The following is a 23339-nucleotide window of genomic DNA, read 5'->3' as shown; positions in this document are numbered from 1 at the left end:
ATAACTCTTTTTTATGCCCATTTCACCCAATTTTACTTCAATTTTAGAACAAGAATACGAAATCAACTTTCTGCAATGCTATCCAAATGGTTTGTTGAAATATACCGATTTGTGCAATATTTTTCAAATCACAGCTGGAATTCATGCTGATTTAGGTGGAATTAGTTTTAGCGACATGCAAGAACATCATCAGGCTTGGGTAATGAGTAAAATGCGTTTAGAAATCATAAATTTACCCAAATGGAAAGAGAAAGTTACTGTAAAAACATGGATAAAATCGTTAGAAAATTCGCGTTCGACTCGTTGTTTAGAGTTGTATCATGGTAATGAAAAATTAGCAGGTTGTGAAACCTATTGGGTTGCTATGAATACACAAACTCGAAGACCGGAAAATTTGGCTTTGCAACACGAACATTTTACAAAATTTCCAGAACATAATGCTACCGAGAAAGAAGTTCAAAAAATTAATTTGAATATTGATTTTAAAGCTATGAATAATTACAAAGTGCAATTATCAGATATTGATATTGTGAACCATGCCAATAATGTAAAATATTTGGAATGGTGTTTAAATACGATAGATCCAAAAATGATTTTGAGACAAAAAATAAAAGGTTTTGAAATGAATTTTTTGAAAGAATTAAATTTGAATGATGATGTTGTAATTTCTAATTGCGAAACGACTTATACCATTGCTAAAGAAGACAAAATTTGTTTTGCTTTAGATTTGATTCTATAAAAAACGCTGTCAAAATTTATTTTTTGACAGCGTTTTTCTTCAATTATATTTGATTCCGAAACAAAATCGGAATTAAAAATATATACTTATTGTTTGATAAGTAATCTAAAACCTTCACCGTGAACGTTTAAGATTTCTACGTTTTCATCTAATTTTAAGAATTTTCTCAATTTAGCGATGTACACGTCCATACTTCTTGATGTAAAGTAGTTATCGTCTCTCCAAATTTTTGTCAAGGCTAATTCTCTTGGCATTAAATCGTTTTCAAAAAGTGCTAACATTTTTAATAATTCACACTCTTTTGGTGACAATTTAATTGGTTCTTGACCTGGAAAAGTTAAGAAACGTAGTTTTGAATTCAAATGAAACTTACCAATTGTAAACTCAAACTGATTGGTATCAGGTTTTACTTCTGAAGCTTTACGTTGAATAATTGCTTTGATTTTGACTAACAACACTTCTGAATCAAAAGGTTTGTTTAAATAATCATCTGCTCCAACTTTATAGCCTTTTAAAACATCTTCTTTTAATGTTTTTGCAGTTAAAAAGATGATTGGCACTTCTTGATTTTTCTCACGAATTTCTCTAGCTAATGTGTAGCCATCTTTGTAAGGCATCATTACATCTAAGATGCACAAATCATAAGTGTCTTTTTTAAATTTTTCAAATCCTTCCATTCCGTTTTTTGCTAACGTAACGTCGAAATCATTGATCATTAAATAATCTTTTAAAACGGCTCCAAAATTTGGATCATCTTCTACTAGTAATATTTTTTTTCCTTCCATAGTAATTGTATGTATCTTTTAATTTATTAATGGCATTTTTATAATAAAGGTACTACCCTTTCCTTTTTCGCTTTCTACATAAATTTGTCCGTTGTGGTCTTCTACAATTTGTTTTACATAGGCTAAACCAAGTCCGTGACCTTTTACATTATGTAAATCACCTGTGTGTTCTCTATAAAATTTTTCGAACACTCTTTTTTGAGCTACTTTGCTCATTCCTGCACCTTGATCTTGAATTTTTATCAAGATAAAATCTTTAATATTTTCAGTAAACACATCAATAACGGGTGCATTTGGCGAATATTTTATAGCATTATCCAGTACATTAACTAACACATTTGTGAAATGTACTTCATTTAATAAAATTGTATTTCGTTGTGCATTAAAATGTGGGTGAATAACACCTTCTCTATCTTCCACAATTAAGCTAACATGATCAATTGCATCTTCGATAATTTCTGAAACATCTCTTGGCTCTTTAGAAATATCTAATTCATTTTTTTCTAATTTTGAAATTCTAAGAACATTTTCAACCTGAGCATGCATTCGTTTGTTTTCCTCCTTAATCATTTGAAGATAACGTTGTACTTTTTCTTTATCATCAATAATTTTAGGGTTTCTTATTGCATCTAAAGCTAAATTAATTGTTGCAATAGGTGTTTTAAACTCATGTGTCATGTTATTGATAAAGTCGGTCTTAATTTCAGAAATTTGCTTTTGCTTAATCAACTGATTTAATGCGCTTGAATAAGTTAATACAATAACCAATGTAAACAACAGTGACAAACTTGTGATTCCAATTAATGACGAAAAAACGAATTTGCTTTTTTGTGGAAATCCTACTAATAACTGATATTTTGACAATCCTTCGTTATCTTGAAAAATTGGAATTCCGTAAGTTATTTTTTTGTCGTATTTAAATTTATCGGAACGAATTTTTGTCGCTAAACCATTGCTATAAATTCCGAATTCAAAAGGCGTTTTAACACCATATTTATTTAACTCTGCTTTTAATAATTTCTCAAGTTCTTCGTTAGAAATTCTTTGTTGTAAGGCTTTTTGAGCAACAATATCTTTAAAAGCAACTTCAAAATTAGCTCTATCCAAGCTTGACAAACTTCCCGATTTTTTAATCGTAATATTAGGCTGTGAATTCATTTGAAAACTTCCGTCGTTAATTGAGTTTCCATTGTATATTTCTGTTTTTCTTTTAGAAATAACTTTATCAAAATTGACTGAATTTGCATTTTTATCAAAGAACGAACCTGTAATTCCGTAATTTTCGGCAACAAGTGTATTAGAATAGATTATCGTTTCATTGGTTTTTGTATCACGTTCATAGAAGTAAATTTCTTTTAAATCTTCTTCTTTTGGTACGGTTCCAATACTATCTTTAATTTTATTATATTGTTTATAAAAAGAGACTAATTCTTTATCTTTTATTGCATTTGACACATTACCAAGTACTTGCTGCACATGATATTTGAATTCTTCTTCATTTTTATTCAAAGAAGTTGTTATCCAATACAATTGAACTACAATAATTCCAATTAATGACAAACTCATTAAAAAGACCAATAATCTAAACCTTGATTTATTCATCGAGACAAATTTAACATTTTAACATATCTTGTTAAAATACATTAACCAAAGATTAACATAAAAACCTTTTTTTATGGTTTTGATAAAATTTTAAGAATTTGGTCTACTTCTTTAAACGTATTTTGTAGTTCAATATTATATACTACAAAATCACTTTTTTGGATTTTTTCTTCTTCGGGTAATTGATTTTGAATGCGTTTCAAAATGCTTTCTCTATCCACATTGTCTCGTTTCATTGCTCTTTCAATACGAATTTCTTGTGGAGCTGTTATTAAAATAACCTTGTCACATGCTGTATTGCCACCTGTTTCAAATAAAATTGCTACCTCTTTGATAACAAAAGGAGCATTTTTATGCTTTTTAAGCCATTTTGCAAAGTGATTCTTGACTTCAGGGTGAACAATTGTGTTTAGTTCTGATAGTTTTTCTGGAGAATTGAAAACTATTGCTGCTATTTTTTTTCGATCTAAGTTTCCATTCTCGTCAAGAATATTTTCTAAAAAAATAGCTTGAATTTTTGTAGAAACTCTTTTAGAATTCATTAGTTTCTTGGCTTCCTCATCAGCAATATAAACTGGAATTCCTTTTGAAGCAATATAAGTTGCTACAGTCGATTTTCCGCTGCCAATTCCGCCAGTTAAACCAATAATTCTTGTCATTATTTAATTTTTAAAAAATAATTCTGGAAATGCCTTTTGTGGTTCTTGTTTTAAAACAAAAATTTTATAAAATGAAAGTAAAAATCCTTTTCCATAGCCATAAAATTGAATGATTGCCGCATACATTGAATACGTAGCAATTTTAAAACTTTTGTTCATAAACAAAGATGAACAAAATAAGAGTGCAAAATAAAACACATACAATCCCAAGAAATAAGGAAATTTTACAAAGGTCAACAAAACTGAAACAATGAATCCTAATAAAAATAAGCTTGGAAACCAAAACGTAATTTTTGAATATTCTGGATACCACGAATTCAGAATTGGTCTTGCTTTTCCGAATTTATTAACTTGTATTTGGAATTTTTTCCAGCTAATTCTTCTTTTATGATATACGAAAGCTTCTTTTATTAATTTGGTTCGGAAGCCTAAATTCCATAATCTAATTGATAAATCTGGATCTTCACCGGGATGAATATTTCCGAATCCATTTGATGCTTCAAATGCTTTTTTAGACAATCCCATGTTAAAACTTCTTGGTTGAAATTTATCAACTTTTTCACTTCCTCCTCTAATTCCGCCAGTAGTTAAAAAAGACGTCATAGTAAAATTTATAGCTTTTTGAACATCCGAAAAAGAATCTAATGCAGCATCCGGCCCACCAAAACAGTCGACATAATCTCTTTGTAAACTTGTGGTTATATGTTGTAAATAATCCTCTGGAATAATACAATCAGAATCTAAAATAATGAAGTAATCACCTTTTGCAACTCTCATTCCATAATTACGAGAATCTCCTGGCCCTGAATTCGCTTTAAAATAATATGATATTGAAAGCTTTGAATTGTATTTTTCAATTATGTGTTCACAAGGAATAGTTGAACCATCTTCAACCACAACTACTTCAAAAATAAATTCAGTCTTTAATTTTGACAAACTTTCTAATAGTTCGTCAATTTCGTCAGGTCGATTATATACAGGAATGATAAAAGAAAAATACATGTTCTAATTTTTACAAATATAGCAAAAAACAAAAGTCCCGCCAAAGCGGGACTTTTTAATATATTAGATTTTTATCTCTAATTATTGCTTAACAACTTTAATTGTTTTGATTGTATCTCCAACGGTTACATTAACAATATAAGCACCCGAACTTAATTGAGACATGTCAATTTGAGTTGAAGTTGCGTTTACCGCAGTTGAGATAACTTCTTGTCCTAATAAATTCATTACTCTTACAGAAGAAATTTCAGAAGAATAAGACACATTGAAAATATCTTTTACTGGGTTTGGATAAGCAACAAAGCTATTCTTATCAAAATTATCAGAACTTAATACTTGTTGTACTTCAATTCCAAAATCTCCGTTTGTAGCAGTTCCCCATCGGTCAACCTGAATATAGTAAGTGTTTCCAGGTGTTAAACCAGCTTGATTGATAACAGAGTTAAAATTAATTGTTGTTCCGCCATCTTGGTCACAAGCAAGTGCTGTACCTAAAGTAGTTAAATCTGAACAAGTAACACCCGTTGCAGCATAAAGAGCAATTTCAGTATCAATTAATGTAGCTCCTGCGATATCGGTAGTTATAATAACTTGACCAGAAGCTGGTGCTACAAAACTAAACCAAACTGAACCGTTGATTCCTGTGTTAAAACATGCAGGAACCGGCTCATTAGTTTCACCAGTAGCTGCTAAATTAGTAAAAGCTGTACCAGTTGAAACCGCATCAACTATTAATGGAATTGCATTACATAAGTTATCATTTGCTGGTGGCACAGGTAAAGTGGTAAATGAAACAGTTGTCCACTCACTGTATAAACTAGCACCACAATCTGTTCTAACATGGAAATAATATTGCGTGTTAGGAGTTAATGGGGTTGCATTAAATGTTTGTGCACTAATTACCGTTCCATTTCCAACAGGGTCAGCTGAATTGTTATCTAAAACATATTCATAATTTCCTGTAGTAGTTGTCCAAGATAAATCAGCTGAGTTCACAGTAATGTTAGCTACTGAAGCATTAGGTGTAATACATAATGGAGCTTCAATAACAGAAATATCATCTAAACTAATATCTCCATAAAAATCAGTTCCTCTAGTTGCTTTAAATCTGAATGTCAATAAATCAGCAACTGCATATGCAGATGCATCAATACCTACACTAACCCAAGGATCGGTTGTTGCTGTTTGTTGTTGTCCAGAAATTGACCAAATACTTGTCCAAGTTGTACCATCAAAAACTTCAACTTCTAAAGATCCCATAGTTGCTCCATACATGTGGTAATAAAATTCTAAATATGGTGTAGTTAAAGCGGTTACATCTACAGTACCTGGTGTTAAATATGCAATAGCACCTGTAGTCCCAGAACTAGCTTCTGTATAAAAATATTTAACTCCACTATTTGCTCCAGAAGGACCTGTATTTGTAGAAGGTGTTGAACCTGCACCATCCACATCCCATCTATAAGCAGCTGTAGTTGCAGTTGGATTAGAAGTCCAGCAATCACCAATTGTTGAATTGGTAGTTAAAGCAGCTGTTTCAACATCATATGTCCAAGGCGCAATGAAATTAGAACAAGAAGTTGTAAAAGATAATGGACCAACCCATACACTAGTACCTAAACCTCCACAATCTACTTGTACATAAAATTCATAAGTTGTGTTTGAAGTTAATCCTCCTAAAGTGTACGGATTTGTAGTAACTCCTAATTGTTGCATACCTGTTCCTAATGTAAAACCAGGTGCACCATATTCGATATTCCAAAGTGTAGCAGTTCCATTTTCAACCCATGATAAATTAGCTGAAGAAGAAGTAATGTTTGCAACAGCTAGAGTTGTAACTTCTGGACAAGCTGGCGTTGGTCTAATTTCAAAATTATCAACATAAAAATTAAGATCCGTAGTCCCATTTACTGCCCCTTCTAATGCTCTGAAAGCAAAACGAACATTTTGTCCTGCATAAGCATCTAAATCAATAATATTTGGTGTACCAGTTGTTGACGGTACATTTGTATTGTTATAAGTATATAATACAGTCCAGTTGGTAGTTCCATTTGAAACTAAAACTTCCACTACATCATCAGCTTCCCATGGATTTGTAGATGGAGCAGTTGTATTCCACTGAGTAACAGCTGCATCAAATTTCAATTCAAATCCTGTTGCAGGAATTGCATATAAAGGCGATATAATCCAATCGTTTAAAGTAGCTGTCCATATTTCAATTCTAGCAGAACCAGACGTTCCAACATTACCAAAACCATCAGCAATCCATGAACTAGCACCAAATGTAGCTGGTCCAGCAATTAAATCACCATTATCAGCTTCTTCCCAACAGTTAGGAACATAAGTAGTAAATTGTTCTAAAGAAGGTACTGTAAATACTGAACATGTTGTTGTGAAATTTATTGGCCCTACCCAAGCACTAAACAATCCACCACCACAATCAGATCTTACATAAGCCTCATAAGCTGTTACTGATGTCAATGAATTATCTATAACTGTAATGTCTGCAACTTGTATCCCTGCACTTGTTGGTGTTCCAGTTCCTTGAGGCTGAATTACATATTCAAAATCAAATTGTCCATCTGCTGACATATCACTCCAATCCAATTGAACCGATGTATCTGTAACATTACTAGCTACAATATTTGATGGTGGTAAACAAGCGGGTGCTTCAACAAAAGCGATATTATCTAATGAAATATCACAATTTCCTCCAGCACCTCTAATTGCTCTGAATCTAACTTGAATAGTTCCTGAATAAGTAGCTAAACTAACTACTTTTAAAACCCATGGATCACTTCCTGCAGTTTGTTGTTGACCAACGATAACATCAACGCTATTTGTCCAAGTTGTTCCATCAAAAATATCAACATGTAGTTCACCAATATTACTACCAAACATATGATAATAATATTGAAGTGATGGAGTTGCTAAGGCGTTAATATTAACTAATGGTGTATATAATTCTGCTTCAGCTCCTGTGGTTCCACTTGTCCCCTCGGTGTAAAAATATTTAACTCCAGAAAAAGCTCCAGAAGGTCCTGTAGTTGCAGTAGAAGGAGTTCCACCGTTGTCATCAACATTCCATCTAAATGCAGCTGTAGTTCCTGTTGGATTCGAATCCCAACAATCATCAATAGTAGAATTCGTTGTAGCTGCTGCTGTTTCAACATCATATGTCCAAGGTGCAACAACTGGTGCGCACAATGTAGTAAAAGATAATGGACCAACCCATACACTAGTACCTAAACCTCCACAATCTACTTGAACATAAAAATCATATGTAGTAATAGGAGCTAAACCACCTAATGAATAAGGATTAGTATTTACTCCTAAAACTTGAGTTCCTGTTCCCAAGGTAAAACCAGTCACTCCGTATTCAATATTCCAAAGTGTAGCGGTTCCATTTTCTAACCATGATAAATCAGCTGAAGCTGAAGTAATATTATTCACTGCTAAAGAAGAAACTTCTAAACAAGCAGGAGTCAATCTAATCTCAAAATTATCAACAAAAAATTCAATTGCAGCTGCACCATCATTTGGTCCTTCTACTGCTCTAAATGCAAATCTAACAGTTTGTCCTGCATAAGCATCTAAATTAATAAAATTTACATCCCCCATATTTGAAGGAACATTAGTATCATTATATGTATCCAACACTGTCCAATTTGTAGAACCTGTTGTTGAAACCAAAACCTCAACAAAATCATCTGATTCCCAAGGCGATGTTGGTGCTGTTGTTGCTCCCGATTGCGTAGCCGCTGCATCAAATTTTAATTGATAACCTGTTGTAGGAATAACATATTGTGGTGATACTACCCAATCATTATCTGCTGCTACAGACAAAAGTACTTTAATCGCACCTGTAGTGCCGTTATTCGCAAAACCATCTACAGCCCAAACTCCAGCACCAAAAGTTGCTGGACCAGCAACTAAATCTCCGTTATCTGCTTCATCCCAACAGTTTGGTAAAAAAGTATCAAACGGCTCTAAAGAAGGAACCGTTAAAGGTGCACATAAAGTAGTGAAATTTATTGGTCCTACCCAAACACTTTGGTCTGTAACATTACAATATGACCTAACATAAACTTCATAACTTGTTGCAGGTGATAAAGTTGAATTTGTAAAAGAATTTGAAGTGGTTGATGTTCCAGAACCAGTAGGTAAACCAGTACCTTGAGGCTGAATTACATATTGCCATTCTGTTTCAGATGCTCCTGTAGTCCATGATAAATCAACTGAAGACGAAGTTACATTTGTTGCAGTTAAATTTGTTGGTGCTGGACATAATACTGTAAAGTCAAATGCTATCCAAGGTCTTCTATAATTTGAAGTAGCAAGAGATGTTCCAAGAGTCCCAGTTGTATTATTAACATACTTGGTAGTATTATTATTTCCTGTATTAATACATGGAGCGCTATACTCATATTCCCAACCAATAGTGGTGGCATTTCCTGTATTTACATATTCCATGTATACAGCTAAATTATTTGTTCCGCTGTAAGTAAAGTTAGTACTAAATGCAAAATTTTTCCAACCAGCAGTTGTTCCAGCACTTGCAGCTGGATCAGCATCATAGACCAATGTAGCAGTCGCAATTTCTGTAGCCCAATCTATAGCTCCAGCACCGAAATCTGTTGCAGTTGTTTCTTTTAAATACACTTTGAAGTTAGGCGTTCCTCCTATTGCTCCAGCAGCTGTAAGTCTTTTAAAATAGACATCTGTAAGCTCTTGACCAGCAATTCCCACTAATTGAGAAGCAGGATAAATAACCGCCGTTCGGTTTGTTGCACTAGCATTTGTAGTACTATTCATGGGGCCATAAACATTACTAGCTATGGTTCCATTACATGTAGCAACTTGAAAGAGCTGAGCATTGACCTGCCAACTCAAAAAGAAAACAAATAATAGATACGTAATTTTTTTCATGATATTGTTCTTTAATAAATAATTTTGTGAAATTAATAATATTTACACACATAAAAACAATATAAATCAATATATAACATATTTAATTTACAATGTTATAATAAAACAAAAAAGTCCCGATAAATCGGGACTTTTAATTATAAAAGATTTAAAAATCTAATTATTGCTTAACAACTTTAATTGTTTTAATAGTATCTCCTACTGTTACATTAACAATGTAAGCACCAGAACTTAATTGAGACATATCAATTTGTGTTGAAGTTGCATTTACTTCAGTTGAGATAACTTCTTGTCCTAATAAATTAATTATTCTAACAGAAGAAATTTCAGATGAGTAAGATATATTGAAAATATCTTTCACTGGGTTTGGATACGCAACAAAGTTATTAGCATCAAAATTATCAGAACTTAAAACTTCTGTAACTTGTAAACCAAAAGAACCTTGACTTGTTCCAAAACCATAATCATCAACTTGAATGTAATAAGTATTACCAGCTGTTAAACCAGGTAAATTTAATACTGAATTATAATTAATTGTAGTTCCACTATCTTGGTCACAACCTAATGCAGCTCCAAGTGTAGTCATATCTGAACATGTTACCCCAGTTGCAGCATAAACAGCAATTTCAGTATCTGTTGCAGTAGCACCGGCGATATCAGTTGTAATAATAACTTCACCAGAAGCAGGAGCAACAAAACTAAACCATACTGAACCATTAATCCCTTGACTAAAACAAGCAGCTGAAGGCTCACTAGTTTGTCCTGTAGCACCAACATTATTATATTGTGTTCCTGTAGAAGTAGCATTAACTGTTATAGGAAGCGCATTACATAAATCATCATTTACAGCTGGACAAGTATATGTGAAAGACCCTAAAGGTAAATTACATGTAACATCTGAACCGTGTAACACTGTTAAAGATACTGAAGATCCATCAGCAAATGGACCAACATTTACAACACCAACTGCAGCTATAGGCCAAGTTGTTGTTCCATCTGTGATAGATGGTGTACCACTACCTAAAGCAGTTACATCAATAGCAACAGAGAATTGCGCATTTGCACAATCTGGAGTTACTGTAGATGAAGCAATTGCAGCAGGAGCACAAGAAGCAGCAACTATATTAATAGTAAAATCTGCTGTTTCACCGTAAGATGCAGAATAACATGGGTTTGAAGGTGTTTGTAAACCATCAGTAGCTACAATTCTCATTCTGTGTTGACCTAACGGTGCAGTACCAGGCATAACAAAAGAGGCATTTAAAGTATTTGGACTAGTTGCACTAGATAAACCAGTGTATACTATTTCAGATGGTGCAAAGTTAAAATCATCATTAAAATCAATCCAAATCACAGTGTTATAATCAAAAACTGATGTGTTAAAAGCAATCTGAACATTATTACTAATTCCTTGTGACATAGCTACAACTGTTGCAGTATGATCGTTATATACAGGAGCAGTTGCTACAGTATTTGGGAAATCAGTTGCAACAATTTGAACATTTGTAATACCCGTTCCATCAACAGATGTTGGTGCAGAAACACAGTAACAACCGTTTGAATTGGTAACAAAACTCATTTCTGTACAACTTGTTGCAGGTCCTACCCCATTATAAGGTAATAACGTATAGTAATAAGTAGTACCAATTGTTCCTACGAAAGAATAATTCAATACATTACCTAAGTCAGCATTATTTAAAACGTCTGAAGCACCAGTTGATGTACCTATTGTTAAATAATATCCATCAGCACCAACTGTAGCGTCCCAAGTAATTGAGTTTGCAAAATTCCCACAAGCAGCATCAGGAGTAGCGACTACGTTAGATGCACATGAAGGAGGTAAAGAAGGTGTTAATCTTACTTCAAAATTATCAACAAAAAACTGTAAGTCAGCACCACCATCAGTAGCACCTTCAACAGCTCTATAAGCAAAACGAACATCCTGACCAGCAAAAGCATCTAAGTCAATAATGTTAGTTGTTCCTGTTGGAGCTGGTACATTTGTATTATTATATGTATATAAAACAGTCCAGTTTGTATAACCAGCTGTAGATACTAATACTTCAACAAAATCATCAGCCTCCCACGCAGTAGTTGGAGCGTTAGTTCCACCATATTGTGTAGCAGCTGCATCAAATTTTAATTCATAACCTGAAGCTGGTATATTAATAGTAGGTGAAATAACCCAATCATTAGCTTGTGCTAACCAAATATTATAGTTAATAGCACCTGTAAATCCAACATTTCCAAAACCATCAGCAAACCAACCAGATGCTCCAAATGTAGCAGGACCAGCAACTAAATTACCGTTATCTGCTGCTTGCCAACAAGCTGGTAAAAATGTATTAAACAATTCTAAATATGGTGCTGCATATGTTGCACATTCAGTTGTAAAGTTAACTGGACCAACCCAATCACTATATAAACCACCACCACAATCTGCTCTTACATAAACTTCGTAAGGAGAATTTGGTGCTAATGGAGTAGCAGTAATATCATTAGTATCAACCACAGTAATATCTGCAACAGCAACACCTGCTCCAGTTGGAGTTCCTGTTCCTTGAACTTGGATAGCATATTCAAAATCAAACTGACCTACAGCTGACATATCCGACCAGTCAACTTGAACTGAACCAGAAGTAATGTTAGAAAGTGTCAAATTATTAACTGGTAAACAAGCAGGAGCTTCATCAAAAGTAATATCATCAATTGACATATCACTCTCGAAACCAGCGCCTCTAATTCCTCTGAAACGAACTTGAATTGTTCCAGTGTAAGCAGATAAATCAACCACTTTTTGTAACCATGGATCAGTAGCAGCAGCCTGTTGTTGACCAATAATCACATCAACATCATTAACCCATGCAGTACCATTGTAAACATCAACGTGAAGCTCACCCATATTTATACCACGCATATGGTAGTAAAATTGTAATGTAGGCTCTGTTAAAGCACTAATATTTACTAAAGGAGTATATAATTCTGCAACAGCTCCTGTTGCTCCACTTGAAGCTTCTGTGTAAAAATATTTCACACCTGAGTAAGCACCAGCTGGTCCTGTAGAAAAATTTGAAGGTGTTCCACCTGCAGCATCTACATCCCATCTAAATGCACCATTATTAGCAGTAGGAATTGATGACCAACAATCAGAAATAGAAGAATTCGTTGTTGCTGCAGCAGATTCTACATCATAAGTCCAAGGAGCTACAACTGCATTACATAATGTTTTAAAAGTAATTGGTCCAGACCAAGTACTAAAATCTCCACCTCCGCAATCAGCTCTCACATAAACCTCATAAGTTGTGTTTGCAGCAAGAGGAGCAGCATTAATATCTAAAGTTGCACCAGTAACCGAAGTACCCGTTACAGCTGTACCTGCTCCTGTAGGAATACCTGTACCTGGAGCTTGAATTACATATTCGAAATTTGTTTGAGATCCTGTAATATCAACCCAAGACAAATTAACAGAAGAAGAAGTAATATTCGACGCCGCTAATGTTGTTGGGTTTAAACAAGTAGGTGATAAAGCAATAGAAATATCATCTAGAGAAATATACCAAGGAGTACCATTCATAAATCCTTTAATCCCCACATAATAAGTACCTGAAGTAGCTGGAATAAAATCTCCAACAATTTCTTGATAATTACCATTAATTATTCCTGTAGCAGCAACAATTGAATTAGTCATAGCAGCTGCATTGTTTGCAACACCATAACTAATTGCCATATTTGAATTTGCTGCTGTTGCACCATCTTGACGAGCATAAAGAGAGACTCTGTAGCTAGTTCCTGCTACTAAATCTATAGGAATAAATAACCAATCTTCATTACCGTATCTTAAAAAAGCATTATAAGATCCAGTTCTTGGTGTTCTATTGTAATCTGTAAAAGTACTATTTGCTGTCCAAACTTGAGTACCTGTTACTGTAGCTTGAGTTAAACATCCACCAACTGTTGCGTTGTGAACATATCCAGATTCAAAACCTTCAAAATAAGGAACTGAGTATGGATTACATGGTGTTTGAAAAGTAAATGGTCCTGACCATGCACTAAAAGTTCCTCCACCACAATCTGAACGTAACCAAACATAATATGGTGTATTAACACTTAAACTAGTAAGGTTATCCGTTAATGCAGCAATTGGTGTTCCAGCTCCTGTTGGTGCTGTATTTACACTAGAATAGTAATATTCATATCCAGTTGAAGGAACTGGAACCGCAGCATTCCAAGAAATTGTTGCTGATGTAGGTGTTATTGCAGAAGCAACAAATCCTCCTGGCGCAGCACAACTTGGTGGTGTCCATGTAAAAGTTAAACCAGAAGCTGGAATAACTGTTGCTGTTAAAGCACAATTTGCAGCGTTTGTTCCACCAGCTGTAGTCGCTGACCAATCAGCAGTTGTAGTTCTATTATTAAAATCTGCATTAGAAGCGCCTCTCAAACCAACTTGTCTAGTTCTATCTGTTGCATTTTGAGCAAAAGTTCCATAAACTACTTCAATTAAATTAGTAGTTTCATGCAGTTTAATTTGGAAATTATAGTTATCTCCAGTTGCATTGTAATGTCTATAACTTTTCCATTGAACAGTTAAAACTTGATTTGGAGCAGTTCCTGATAATTGGTAACTTAATTCTCCAGTAGTTGCATTACCTTGCAAATCGCCATTTAATGCAGCTACAACATTATTTGAAGTTCCATCTGTTAATGCAGTGTATGAACTTGCAACAGTAGCTCCAAGTGCTAAAAAACCATTAGAATTCACACTAAATTGAGTGTAATTTGCACCATTGTAATAAAAACTAAATCCGATTGGATTCGCAGGAAACGAAGTGTCATCATTAGTTGCAATTCCAAGAACTGTACCGCCAGTAATTTCATTATAGGTTCCGGTCGATTGACTAAAACCATATGAACTTACTTGGGCATTTATTTGCCAACACGTAAAGAGGGCAAACAACCATAAAGTAATTTTTTTCATAAATAATAATTAATTAATTGTTAAGCAAATGCTAATATATTAATTAATATTATATCAAAAATTAATATTTATTTCACTATCGTTAAAATGCAAAAAAAAACGATGAAAAACAAAAAAATCCTGAACTAGTCAGGATTTCATAACAAATTTATTAAAATTGTGATTATTTTATACTTGGCACTTTTACCATTTCATTTGTATCTGCAAGGTAATCAACACCTTCAAAACCAAAGCCAAATAAATTTAAGAAATCTTGCTTATATCCTGCTAAATCTCCTAATTCTACTAAAGATTCTGTTGTTGATTCTAACCAAAGTTTTGCTATTTTTTCTTGTACATCTGCACGCATTTCCCAATCATCAATACGAATTCTTCCTTTTTCATCTGTTGGCACTTCATTACCAGTATATAATCGATCTGCATATAATCTTTGAATTTGCTCGATACAACCCTCATGAATTCCTTCAGCCTTCATAATTTTATACAATAAAGATATATATAAAGGAATTACTGGAATTGCTGAACTTGCTTGTGTTACTAATGCTTTATTAACAGAAACATAACCTTTTCCATTGATATCCTTTAATTTATCTGTGATTTCAAAAGCCGTCGCTTCTAAATGATCTTTTGCTCTTCCAATAGTTCCTTTTCTGTAAACAGCTTCAGTTACTTCTGGCCCAATATATGAATAGGCAATAGTGGTTAATCCATCGGCTAAAACACCAGCTTCTTTTAATGCATCAATCCACATTGACCAATCTTCACCTCCCATAACAACTACTGTGTTATCAATGTCTTCTTGATTAGCTGGCTCGATAGAAACTTGTGTTACATTTCCGGTATGAAAATCAACTGTTTTATTGGTAAAAGTTGAACCAATAGGCTTTAAAGTTGAACGATGTAAAACACCTGTAACAGGATGTTGACGTACCGGAGAAGCTAAACTATAAATAATTAAATCAATCTGACCTAAATCAGCCTTAATCATATCAATTGTTTGTTGCTTTACTTCGTTTGAAAATGCGTCTCCATTAATGCTTTTTGCATACAAACCCGCCTTTTGAGCTTCCATTTCAAATGCTGCAGAATTGTACCAGCCTGGAGAAGCTGTTTTTCCTTCTGATGGTTCTTTTTCAAAAAATACACCTATTGTTGATGCATCAGAACCAAAAGCAGATGTAATTCTTGAAGCTAAACCAAAACCTGTTGAAGCTCCAATTACAAGAACTCTTTTTGGTCCATTAATTTTTCCTTTTGATTGTACATAAGCAATTTGATTTTTTACATTTTGTTCGCAACCTTTTGGGTGAGCTGTCAAACAAATAAATCCTCTCATTCTTGGTTCTATAATCATCTTGTAAATTTTATATTGGTTTGTAATTATTCTATTTGAATAACAAAAGTAGGCTAAAATTTTAATTCAGCAAAGCTTTTGCATGTTGTAAGGCAGATTCAGAAATGTCTTTTCCAGAAAGCATTTCTGCAATTTGTTGAATTCTGTCTTCAGGCGATAACAGTAGTAATTCTGAAATTGTAGTTTCACCTTGACTTCTTTTTACCACTTTATAATGCGAATTTCCTTTAGCTGCAATTTGTGGTAAATGTGTAATTGCAAATACTTGCATGGTTTTACTCATTTCTTTCATGATTTCACCCATTTTTATAGCAATTTCTCCAGAAACACCTGTGTCAATTTCGTCAAAAATAATGGTTGGCAGCTTTGAATAATTAGCCAAAATAGCTTTAATTGCTAACATAATTCGCGACATTTCTCCTCCAGAAGCTACTTTTTTAAGCAATCCGAAACTAGTTCCTTTATTTGCCGAAAAAAGCAAACTCACTTCATCTTTTCCATTTGAAAGATAAGAGGCTGTAGTTGTAATTTCAAACTGAAAATTAGCTTCTGCCATACCTAATTGAGAAAGAATATATTTGATTTTTTCTACTAAATTTGGAATTGCATTTTTTCTGTTTTTAGAAATTATTGTTGCAATAGAATCTATTTCATTGGTAATTTCTTGAAGCTCTTTTTGTGTTTTTAAAATAGCAATTTCCAAATCATCTACTTTCATTACTTTGCTATCTAATTCATTTTGAATCACCAACAATTTTTCTATCGAATCTACTTGATGCTTTTTCTGTAGATTATATATGGTTTGCAATTTTGTATTGACCAATTCTAATCGTTCAGGATCGGCAATTATTTTTTCGTTATTTAGCTCGCATTCGTTAAAAACATCTTCTAATTCTAACAAACTACTTACCAAACGCTCATGAAGATTTGTATAACTTGGAGAAAAAACAGAAAGCTTTTGAAGCGCTAATTTAATTTCTTTAAGATTTACCAATGCGCCCACTTGTTCCTCATTTGCAATAACTAAAATGCGTTCAAAATTTTCTTTAATCAATTCCACATTGCTTAATTGCTCTAATTCTTGCTCTAATGATTCTTGTTCACCATCGGTTAAATTAGCGGCTAAAAGTTCGTTCAATAAAAAAGAATGATATTCGTGCTCTTTCTCTAAAGTTTCTTTTTCGGCAATCATTTGCTTTACTTCTTTTTGTTTTGCTTTTAAAGAAGTAAGTATTTTTTGGTAATTAGAAATAGTCTCCTGATTATTTGCCACCGCATCCAAAATTTCCAATTGGTAGGCTTCTTCGGTCAATTCACGAGTTTGTTGTTGAGAATGTATATCCAACAAAAAAGAACTTAATGCTTGAAGTTCTTGGAGATTTACTGGGCTATCATTAATAAAGGCTCTCGATTTTCCAGAAGGCAAAATTTCTCTTCTAATGATAGTTTTAGCCTCATAATCCAAGTCATTTTCTTCAAAAAAGGGTTTTAAGTTGTAGTTAGAAATCAAAAAAACAGCTTCAATAATACATTTTTGTTCTTTATCTTTTAAAGAAGTTAAATCGGCTCTATTTCCTAAAACTAACCCTAAAGCACCTAAAAGTATTGATTTTCCAGCTCCTGTTTCTCCAGTAATAACAGAAAACTGATTGGAAAAATCAGTTTCAAGCGATTCAATTAACGCATAATTTTTTATTGAAAGTGAAAGTAGCATATTTTTTTTTTGAATAAAACGTTATCTTATTTTATTCCATTTTTGAGAATTTAAAGGCGAAATCTTATTTAATGTTTCTACAAGTTGTGATACATTCATTTTTGGTCCGCCAGAAAAAATAGAAACAATTTCATCTGATTTAATATCAAAAAATGTTCTTGTAATCAATGAATTTGGTCTTATTTTTTGAATTTCGGAAAGTAGTTCTAATGATTTAGCAACCCCTTCTTTTCCTTTTAAAACATTTTCCGACATTTTATCCATACCTTCTCTGTGGTACACATACATTGCTGTTCTAAAGGGTTCAAATGTATTAGAAAGCATATCTGAAATTAAAAAATTTCTATTATTATTTCCACTTTCTGCTTGACTCCAACCTTTAAAACCACTAGATTGAGCAACATTTACAATATTAGCCGCTACTTCTAAATAATCTGTTCCTCCGAGTTTTGAAAATGAATCCATTTCAATACCGATAATTAAATTAGAATAAAAAGCCAAAACCGATACTAAATTTGAGGTAAAATTATTAGCATCATAAATCATATTTTCAAATTCAATAAATCGAAAAACAAAATTTTTGTCATTTATATTTAAAATTGGACTTGACATGGTTGAATTAAAAACAGGTCTAGATGCTTGCACTTGCAATGTAGCTTCAAAATTATTTGAACCATAAGAAGTAACATTTATAAAAAAATTGCAATCTATTTTTTCTATATCTTTTACTTCGTTTTCTGTCCATTTAGTATTATTCAAAAATTCGGTAACTTGTTTTTCTAAATTTTTGAATAACTGCGGATTTCCGTTATTTACTTGATTGTAATTTACTGATACCGTTGCACGTAACTCTTGAGAAAGAGCAACATTAGTATATAAAAAGACTAAAAGTAAAAATAGATTACGCATCATAATGTTGGATGATTTTATTAATAATATCTAAAGCAACTGCTTCTTTTGATTTTAAATCCATTGGTTCAATTTGAAAATTTTTATCAATAAAAGTAACTTTGTTGGTCGATTTTCCAAAACCAGCACCTTCATCATTTAATGAATTTAAAACTATCAAATCTAAGTTTTTTTTCTGAATTTTAAGCTTTGCATGTTCAATTTCATTTTCTGTTTCCAATGCAAATCCAATTAAAAACTGATTTTTCTTGATTGTTCCTAGCGAGGCTAAGATGTCTTTTGTTTTTGCTAACTCTATAGTAAACGTTGCATCATTCTTTTTTATTTTCTGATGGGCAACATTTTTAGGTTTATAATCGGCAACTGCTGCAGCTGCTATTGCAACATCAACTTTATCATAATACGTATGGCATGCATCATACATTTCCTGTGCAGAAGTAACTCTTACAAGGTTAATTAGGGGATTGTCTATTTTAAAGTGAGTTGGTCCAGAAATTAGGATTACTTCTGCCCCTTTATTAGCTGCTTGATTAGCTATATCAAATCCCATTTTACCAGAAGAATGATTCCCAATAAATCGCACAGGATCAATTGCTTCATAAGTAGGACCTGCGGTGACTAATATTTTTTTCCCTTTTAAAGGTAATTTTTCTAAAACATCATTTTCTAAAAAGGCAATAATGTTTTCTGGTTCCGCCATTCTACCTTCTCCAGATAAACCACTTGCTAACTCACCAGTTTCGGCAGGAATAATAATGTTTCCAAATGATTTAAGCTTGTGAAAACTATCTAAAGTTGAAGGATGTTTGTACATATCCAAATCCATTGCTGGCGCAAAATAAACAGGACATTTGGCGGATAAATAGGTAGCAATAAGTAAATTATCACAATTGCCATTTGCCATTTTAGATAATGTATTAGCAGTTGCAGGTGCTATTAGCATTAAATCTGCCCAAAGCCCTAATTCTACGTGATTATTCCATTCCCCAGTACTTTCTTCTTCATTATAAAAAGTAGAATACACCGGCTTTTTAGAAAGTGTTGCTAAAGTTAGTGGTGTAACAAAATGCAAAGAAGCAGGCGACATTACAACTTGTACTTGTGCACCTGCTTTTATAAAAAGTCTAACCAAATTGGCTGTTTTGTAAGCAGCTATACCACCAGATATACCTAGCAAGATTTTTTTACCGCTTAAAACAGACATATTGAATTATTTAGAGTCTCTGTAGTAGATTTTACCTTCTTCCCACTCTTGTACTGCTAAAGCGTGAGGTTTTGGTAATTTTTCATAGAATTTTGAAACTTCAATTTGCTCTTTGTTTTCAAAAACTTCTTCTAAACTATCGTTGTATGTAGCAAATTCTTCTAATTTCTCAATTAATTCCTTTTTAATTTCGGTATTAATTTGATTAGCGCGTTTAGCCATGATAGTTATCGCTTCATAAATGTTTCCAGTAGGCTCTTCTAATTTACTTTTATTGTAAGTAACAGTGTTTACAGGAGCATTTGTTTTCTTTAAATCCATGATTTAGTTTTATTTAGAAAATTGTTGTAATTCTTTTTCGATTTCAGCTAACATTTCATCAGCTTTTTCTTTGTACTCTGTTGCACTGTTGAATTTCATCAAACTGCTGTGAGTAGATTTAGCATAAGCTAAACGTTCTTGTTTCTTAGACTCAATACTATTGATTGCTAATTTGTATGCCGAATCTAATCTATAATATAATGCTTGTTCTTTAAAAGGCGTTCCTGGGTAATCCGCAATAAAATTATCAAAAGCTTTCAACGCGCCTTTAAAATCAGAAATTGTATTGTATTGCTTTGCAATTTCAAACGCTTTCTTTTCTTGTTTTTCTCTTAACTCTTTAACATAAACATTTGCTTTTTCTAAGTATTGAGAATTTGGATATATATCAATAAAACGTTGTAATTTATCCAACGCTTTTTGAGTATCAACTTGGTCTAAACTATAAATTGGTGACAATCTGTAAAAACATTCTGCCGCTAAAAACGCTGCTTCTTCTCTTTTTTCACTTTTTGGATAAGTCGCTACAAAATTTTCAAATTGATACCCCGCTAAATAGTATTGTTCAGATTTATATAACGAATTAGAATACAAGAAAAACATACGCTCTGCACTTGGCTTACCTTTGTATGCCGGAGCTATTTGCTCATACAAACGTATTGCTTTTATGTATTTTCCTGTTTCATACATTTGATTTGCGGCTTCACTTTTTACAGCTACATCATCAGACTTTAAAGCTTTTTGATATTGACTGCAAGATGCCAACAAAATTGAAACAAGAAGGAAACTAAAAATTTTATTCATTTTTTCTACTTTTAACTTTTTAAATACCCAATAAACCGATACCTAAAAAGCAACTGCAAATTTAGATATAATTTACTTACTATAAAAATCTTTTTTTTAACTTAATTTTTTGGTGAAATTATGCAATCTTAAAGCTAAATCTTCATTTACATTTACTAAAGGTAATCGCATTGTATTTTCTGATAAGCCTAATGATTTAAACACTTCTTTAATTCCTCCTGGATTTCCTTGTTCGAAAATCATATCAATACTGTCTGCTAAAAGATAGTGCAATTTATAAGCTTCGTCAACCTTTCGCTGTAAACCTAAACGCACCATTTCTGAAAATTCTTTTGGAAAACCTTCGCCAATTACAGAAATTACTCCTGCTCCACCCGCTAAAACCATTGGTAAAGTAATCATATCATCCCCAGAAATTACTAAAAACCCTTCTGGTTTATTTTGAATTAATTTCATTGCTTGAACAATATCGCCAGCAGCTTCTTTAATTCCGATGATGTTTTTAAAATCATTTGCTAATCTAATTACGGTTGATGGCAACATATTGCTTGCCGTTCTTCCGGGAACATTATACACAATTACGGGAATTGGAGATGCTTCGGCAACCGCTTTAAAATGCTGATAAATACCCTCTTGTGTAGGTTTATTATAGTAAGGAGAAACCGATAAAATTGCAGAAAAATTAGAAAAATTTCTAGTTTTTAATTCTTCAACAACTTTCATGGTGTTATTTCCACCAACACCTAAAACCAAAGGCAATCTTCCTTCATTAGCTTTAACAATTGTATCAATTACTAATTCCTTTTCATCTTGAGAAAGTGTTGCCGTTTCTGCAGTGGTTCCTAAAACCACAAGATATTCAACTCCTCCATCAATTACATGATTTACAATTCTTGTTAAGGCCTCAACATCAACCGAAAAATCTTTTTTAAATGGCGTAACAAGTGCAACACCAGTTCCTATAAATGATTGCATTTTTATATTTTGTTTAAAATTTTTAAATATTTGAATAATTCCGATGTAAATTCTTTGTAGTTATCAACTAATTCTTTGATAATAAAATGATTTACTCTTTTATCCACGGTATCAAATCCTACCTTAAAATTTGCCTTAGATTTAATAGATAAAAGTAAAATTCCATATTTATTTACGTCATAATAGTTGATCAACAAGTCAAATGGTTTTTCTAAAAAGTCGACCACTTCTGCCTTGTTAATTTCTCCAGAAAGCGAAATGTTTTTTAACGACAAGAAAGGTTCGCTAATCACTTCTTTTGATTTGATTTTATCTTTATAAACTAAAATTGTAATTTGCTCTTTTCTAAAACCTTGACTTAAAATAGCTTCTACCAAGCTCGCTGTCTTTGAAAAATAAGTTTCATCAACTAGCAATCCAATTGTTTCTATTTTTTGCTGTTCTAAAATGGGCTGCTGATTTTGTAACCTTTTAGTAACGTTTTTTTTTAGAAAAAAATTCTTTAAAATCTTATAAAACATAGTATTTTTACATCTCGGACAAAATTATAAATTAAGTCTTTTATTATGATGGTAAATGTAAAAAAGAATACGATATCTTTTCGTTATTTTGTTATATTATTAACATTTAGTTGCTTCTTTTCGTGTAAAACTAATGAATATTATAATTATAAAGTTGAAGGTAAGAAAATTGGAGTAACTGCCGAAAAAGGAGAAAACACTCAAATCGAAAGCTATATTGCTCCCTATCGGGAACACATCAAGAAAGATTTAGATAATGTTTTAGCATATTCTCCTGAAACGTTAGATAAAAGTAAAGGTAAATGGCAAACCACTATTGGTAATTTATTAGCGCAAGTTGTTTTTGATTTTGGCAATCCAATTTTTCAAAAAAGAGAAAATAAATCCATCGATATATGCCTTTTAAATCATGGTGGTATTCGCTCCATTATTCCACAAGGAAATGTAACTACTCGGACTGCTTTTGAAGTGATGCCTTTTGAAAATAGCCTGATTGTTGTAGGATTAAAAGGTAGTAAGGTCAAAGAAATGGCTACTTATTTAATGACCGAAAAAAAGCCACACCCTCTTTATGGAATCAAAATTTTTGTAAATAAAGATAATTTGAATGTTAACCGAATTGAAATCAACGGAAAACCTGTTGAAGACGATAAAATATATTATGTTGCAACATCTGATTATCTTTCAAATGGCGGTGATAATATGACTTTTTTCAAGGAAAGTGACCTGAAATTTGATATGGATTACAAGTTGCGAAATATGCTGATTGACTATTTCAAAAAAGCAGATACATTACCTGTAATTACTGATGAAAAAATTATTTTAGAATAACTTAATCCTAAA

At 32.6% G+C, this 23339-nt stretch carries 16 protein-coding genes; 2 read left to right on the top strand and 14 right to left on the bottom strand.

Features of this window, described 5'->3' with window-relative positions; all coding sequences use genetic code 11:
- The first annotated feature begins 13 nt into the window (after positions 1–13).
- Positions 14–739: an acyl-[acyl-carrier-protein] thioesterase gene (locus OLM52_RS02420; protein ID WP_264549556.1), complete on the top strand. Its 726-nt coding sequence runs from the start codon at positions 14–16 to the stop codon at positions 737–739.
- 86 nt (positions 740–825) lie between these two features.
- On the opposite strand, the gene OLM52_RS02415 is transcribed toward OLM52_RS02420, so the two are convergent.
- The 14 genes from OLM52_RS02415 to OLM52_RS02350 all read right to left on the bottom strand — a co-directional run bounded on the left by OLM52_RS02415 (position 826) and on the right by OLM52_RS02350 (position 22496).
- On the bottom strand, positions 826–1524 hold the full coding sequence (locus OLM52_RS02415; protein WP_262317607.1) for a response regulator transcription factor: 699 nt from the start codon (positions 1522–1524) through the stop codon (positions 826–828).
- Positions 1525–1542: 18 nt separating this feature from the next.
- A complete protein-coding gene (locus tag OLM52_RS02410) occupies positions 1543–3126 on the bottom strand; it encodes a sensor histidine kinase (RefSeq protein WP_264549555.1) in 1584 nt (527 codons plus the stop codon).
- A 71-nt stretch (positions 3127–3197) separates the two neighbouring features.
- Positions 3198–3785 (bottom strand): dephospho-CoA kinase, encoded by a 588-nt coding sequence (gene coaE, locus OLM52_RS02405; RefSeq protein WP_264549554.1) that lies wholly within the window; start codon positions 3783–3785, stop codon positions 3198–3200.
- Positions 3786–3788: 3 nt separating this feature from the next.
- On the bottom strand, positions 3789–4787 hold the full coding sequence (locus OLM52_RS02400; protein ID WP_264549553.1) for a glycosyltransferase: 999 nt from the start codon (positions 4785–4787) through the stop codon (positions 3789–3791).
- Between the two features lie 81 nt (positions 4788–4868).
- Entirely contained in the window at positions 4869–9716 is a 4848-nt protein-coding gene (locus OLM52_RS02395) for a fibronectin type III domain-containing protein (protein WP_264549552.1), read from the bottom strand.
- A 160-nt stretch (positions 9717–9876) separates the two neighbouring features.
- Positions 9877–14694, bottom strand: coding sequence for a fibronectin type III domain-containing protein (locus tag OLM52_RS02390; RefSeq protein ID WP_264549551.1), 4818 nt, complete (start codon positions 14692–14694; stop codon positions 9877–9879).
- A 163-nt stretch (positions 14695–14857) separates the two neighbouring features.
- Positions 14858–16048: an enoyl-ACP reductase FabV gene (fabV, locus tag OLM52_RS02385; RefSeq protein ID WP_264549550.1), complete on the bottom strand. Its 1191-nt coding sequence runs from the start codon at positions 16046–16048 to the stop codon at positions 14858–14860.
- A 61-nt stretch (positions 16049–16109) separates the two neighbouring features.
- Positions 16110–17762 (bottom strand): DNA repair protein RecN, encoded by a 1653-nt coding sequence (gene recN, locus OLM52_RS02380; protein ID WP_264549549.1) that lies wholly within the window; start codon positions 17760–17762, stop codon positions 16110–16112.
- A gap of 21 nt (positions 17763–17783) precedes the next feature.
- Positions 17784–18674 (bottom strand): DUF4835 family protein, encoded by an 891-nt coding sequence (locus OLM52_RS02375; RefSeq protein ID WP_264549548.1) that lies wholly within the window; start codon positions 18672–18674, stop codon positions 17784–17786.
- Entirely contained in the window at positions 18664–19875 is a 1212-nt protein-coding gene (gene coaBC / locus OLM52_RS02370; protein ID WP_264549547.1) for a bifunctional phosphopantothenoylcysteine decarboxylase/phosphopantothenate--cysteine ligase CoaBC, read from the bottom strand. Before coaBC ends, OLM52_RS02375 begins: the two co-directional genes overlap by 11 nt.
- A 6-nt stretch (positions 19876–19881) precedes the next feature.
- Positions 19882–20196: a DNA-directed RNA polymerase subunit omega gene (locus OLM52_RS02365; protein ID WP_264549546.1), complete on the bottom strand. Its 315-nt coding sequence runs from the start codon at positions 20194–20196 to the stop codon at positions 19882–19884.
- Positions 20197–20205: 9 nt separating this feature from the next.
- Complete coding sequence (locus tag OLM52_RS02360; RefSeq protein WP_264549545.1) at positions 20206–21000, bottom strand: outer membrane protein assembly factor BamD; 795 nt, start codon at positions 20998–21000, stop codon at positions 20206–20208.
- A 96-nt stretch (positions 21001–21096) separates the two neighbouring features.
- Positions 21097–21975 (bottom strand): 4-hydroxy-tetrahydrodipicolinate synthase, encoded by an 879-nt coding sequence (gene dapA, locus OLM52_RS02355; RefSeq protein WP_264549544.1) that lies wholly within the window; start codon positions 21973–21975, stop codon positions 21097–21099.
- A gap of 2 nt (positions 21976–21977) precedes the next feature.
- Positions 21978–22496, bottom strand: coding sequence for a DUF6913 domain-containing protein (locus OLM52_RS02350; RefSeq protein ID WP_264549543.1), 519 nt, complete (start codon positions 22494–22496; stop codon positions 21978–21980).
- 45 nt (positions 22497–22541) lie between these two features.
- Between OLM52_RS02350 and OLM52_RS02345 the strand changes: the two genes are divergently transcribed.
- Positions 22542–23327: a 5'-nucleotidase gene (locus OLM52_RS02345; protein ID WP_319800216.1), complete on the top strand. Its 786-nt coding sequence runs from the start codon at positions 22542–22544 to the stop codon at positions 23325–23327.
- Positions 23328–23339 lie beyond the last annotated feature (12 nt).

This window comes from Flavobacterium sp. N2820 (genome assembly GCF_025947285.1).
Lineage (GTDB): Bacteria > Bacteroidota > Bacteroidia > Flavobacteriales > Flavobacteriaceae > Flavobacterium.
This window is presented reverse-complemented; position numbering and strand designations above follow the sequence as displayed.

Bases quoted from the DNA above. Each gene is read 5' to 3' on its own strand.
- OLM52_RS02400 (WP_264549553.1), bottom strand. From the start codon at position 4,787: ATGTATTTTTCTTTTATCATTCCTGTATATAATCGACCTGACGAAATT.
- OLM52_RS02345 (WP_319800216.1), top strand. From the start codon at position 22,542: ATGATGGTAAATGTAAAAAAGAATACGATATCTTTTCGTTATTTTGTT.
- coaBC (WP_264549547.1), bottom strand. From the start codon at position 19,875: ATGTCTGTTTTAAGCGGTAAAAAAATCTTGCTAGGTATATCTGGTGGT.
- OLM52_RS02350 (WP_264549543.1), bottom strand. From the start codon at position 22,496: ATGTTTTATAAGATTTTAAAGAATTTTTTTCTAAAAAAAAACGTTACT.
- dapA (WP_264549544.1), bottom strand. From the start codon at position 21,975: ATGCAATCATTTATAGGAACTGGTGTTGCACTTGTTACGCCATTTAAA.
- OLM52_RS02395 (WP_264549552.1), bottom strand. From the start codon at position 9,716: ATGAAAAAAATTACGTATCTATTATTTGTTTTCTTTTTGAGTTGGCAG.
- coaE (WP_264549554.1), bottom strand. From the start codon at position 3,785: ATGACAAGAATTATTGGTTTAACTGGCGGAATTGGCAGCGGAAAATCG.
- OLM52_RS02390 (WP_264549551.1), bottom strand. From the start codon at position 14,694: ATGAAAAAAATTACTTTATGGTTGTTTGCCCTCTTTACGTGTTGGCAA.
- OLM52_RS02375 (WP_264549548.1), bottom strand. From the start codon at position 18,674: ATGATGCGTAATCTATTTTTACTTTTAGTCTTTTTATATACTAATGTT.
- OLM52_RS02420 (WP_264549556.1), top strand. From the start codon at position 14: ATGCCCATTTCACCCAATTTTACTTCAATTTTAGAACAAGAATACGAA.
- fabV (WP_264549550.1), bottom strand. From the start codon at position 16,048: ATGATTATAGAACCAAGAATGAGAGGATTTATTTGTTTGACAGCTCAC.
- OLM52_RS02365 (WP_264549546.1), bottom strand. From the start codon at position 20,196: ATGGATTTAAAGAAAACAAATGCTCCTGTAAACACTGTTACTTACAAT.
- recN (WP_264549549.1), bottom strand. From the start codon at position 17,762: ATGCTACTTTCACTTTCAATAAAAAATTATGCGTTAATTGAATCGCTT.
- OLM52_RS02410 (WP_264549555.1), bottom strand. From the start codon at position 3,126: ATGAATAAATCAAGGTTTAGATTATTGGTCTTTTTAATGAGTTTGTCA.
- OLM52_RS02415 (WP_262317607.1), bottom strand. From the start codon at position 1,524: ATGGAAGGAAAAAAAATATTACTAGTAGAAGATGATCCAAATTTTGGA.
- OLM52_RS02360 (WP_264549545.1), bottom strand. From the start codon at position 21,000: ATGAATAAAATTTTTAGTTTCCTTCTTGTTTCAATTTTGTTGGCATCT.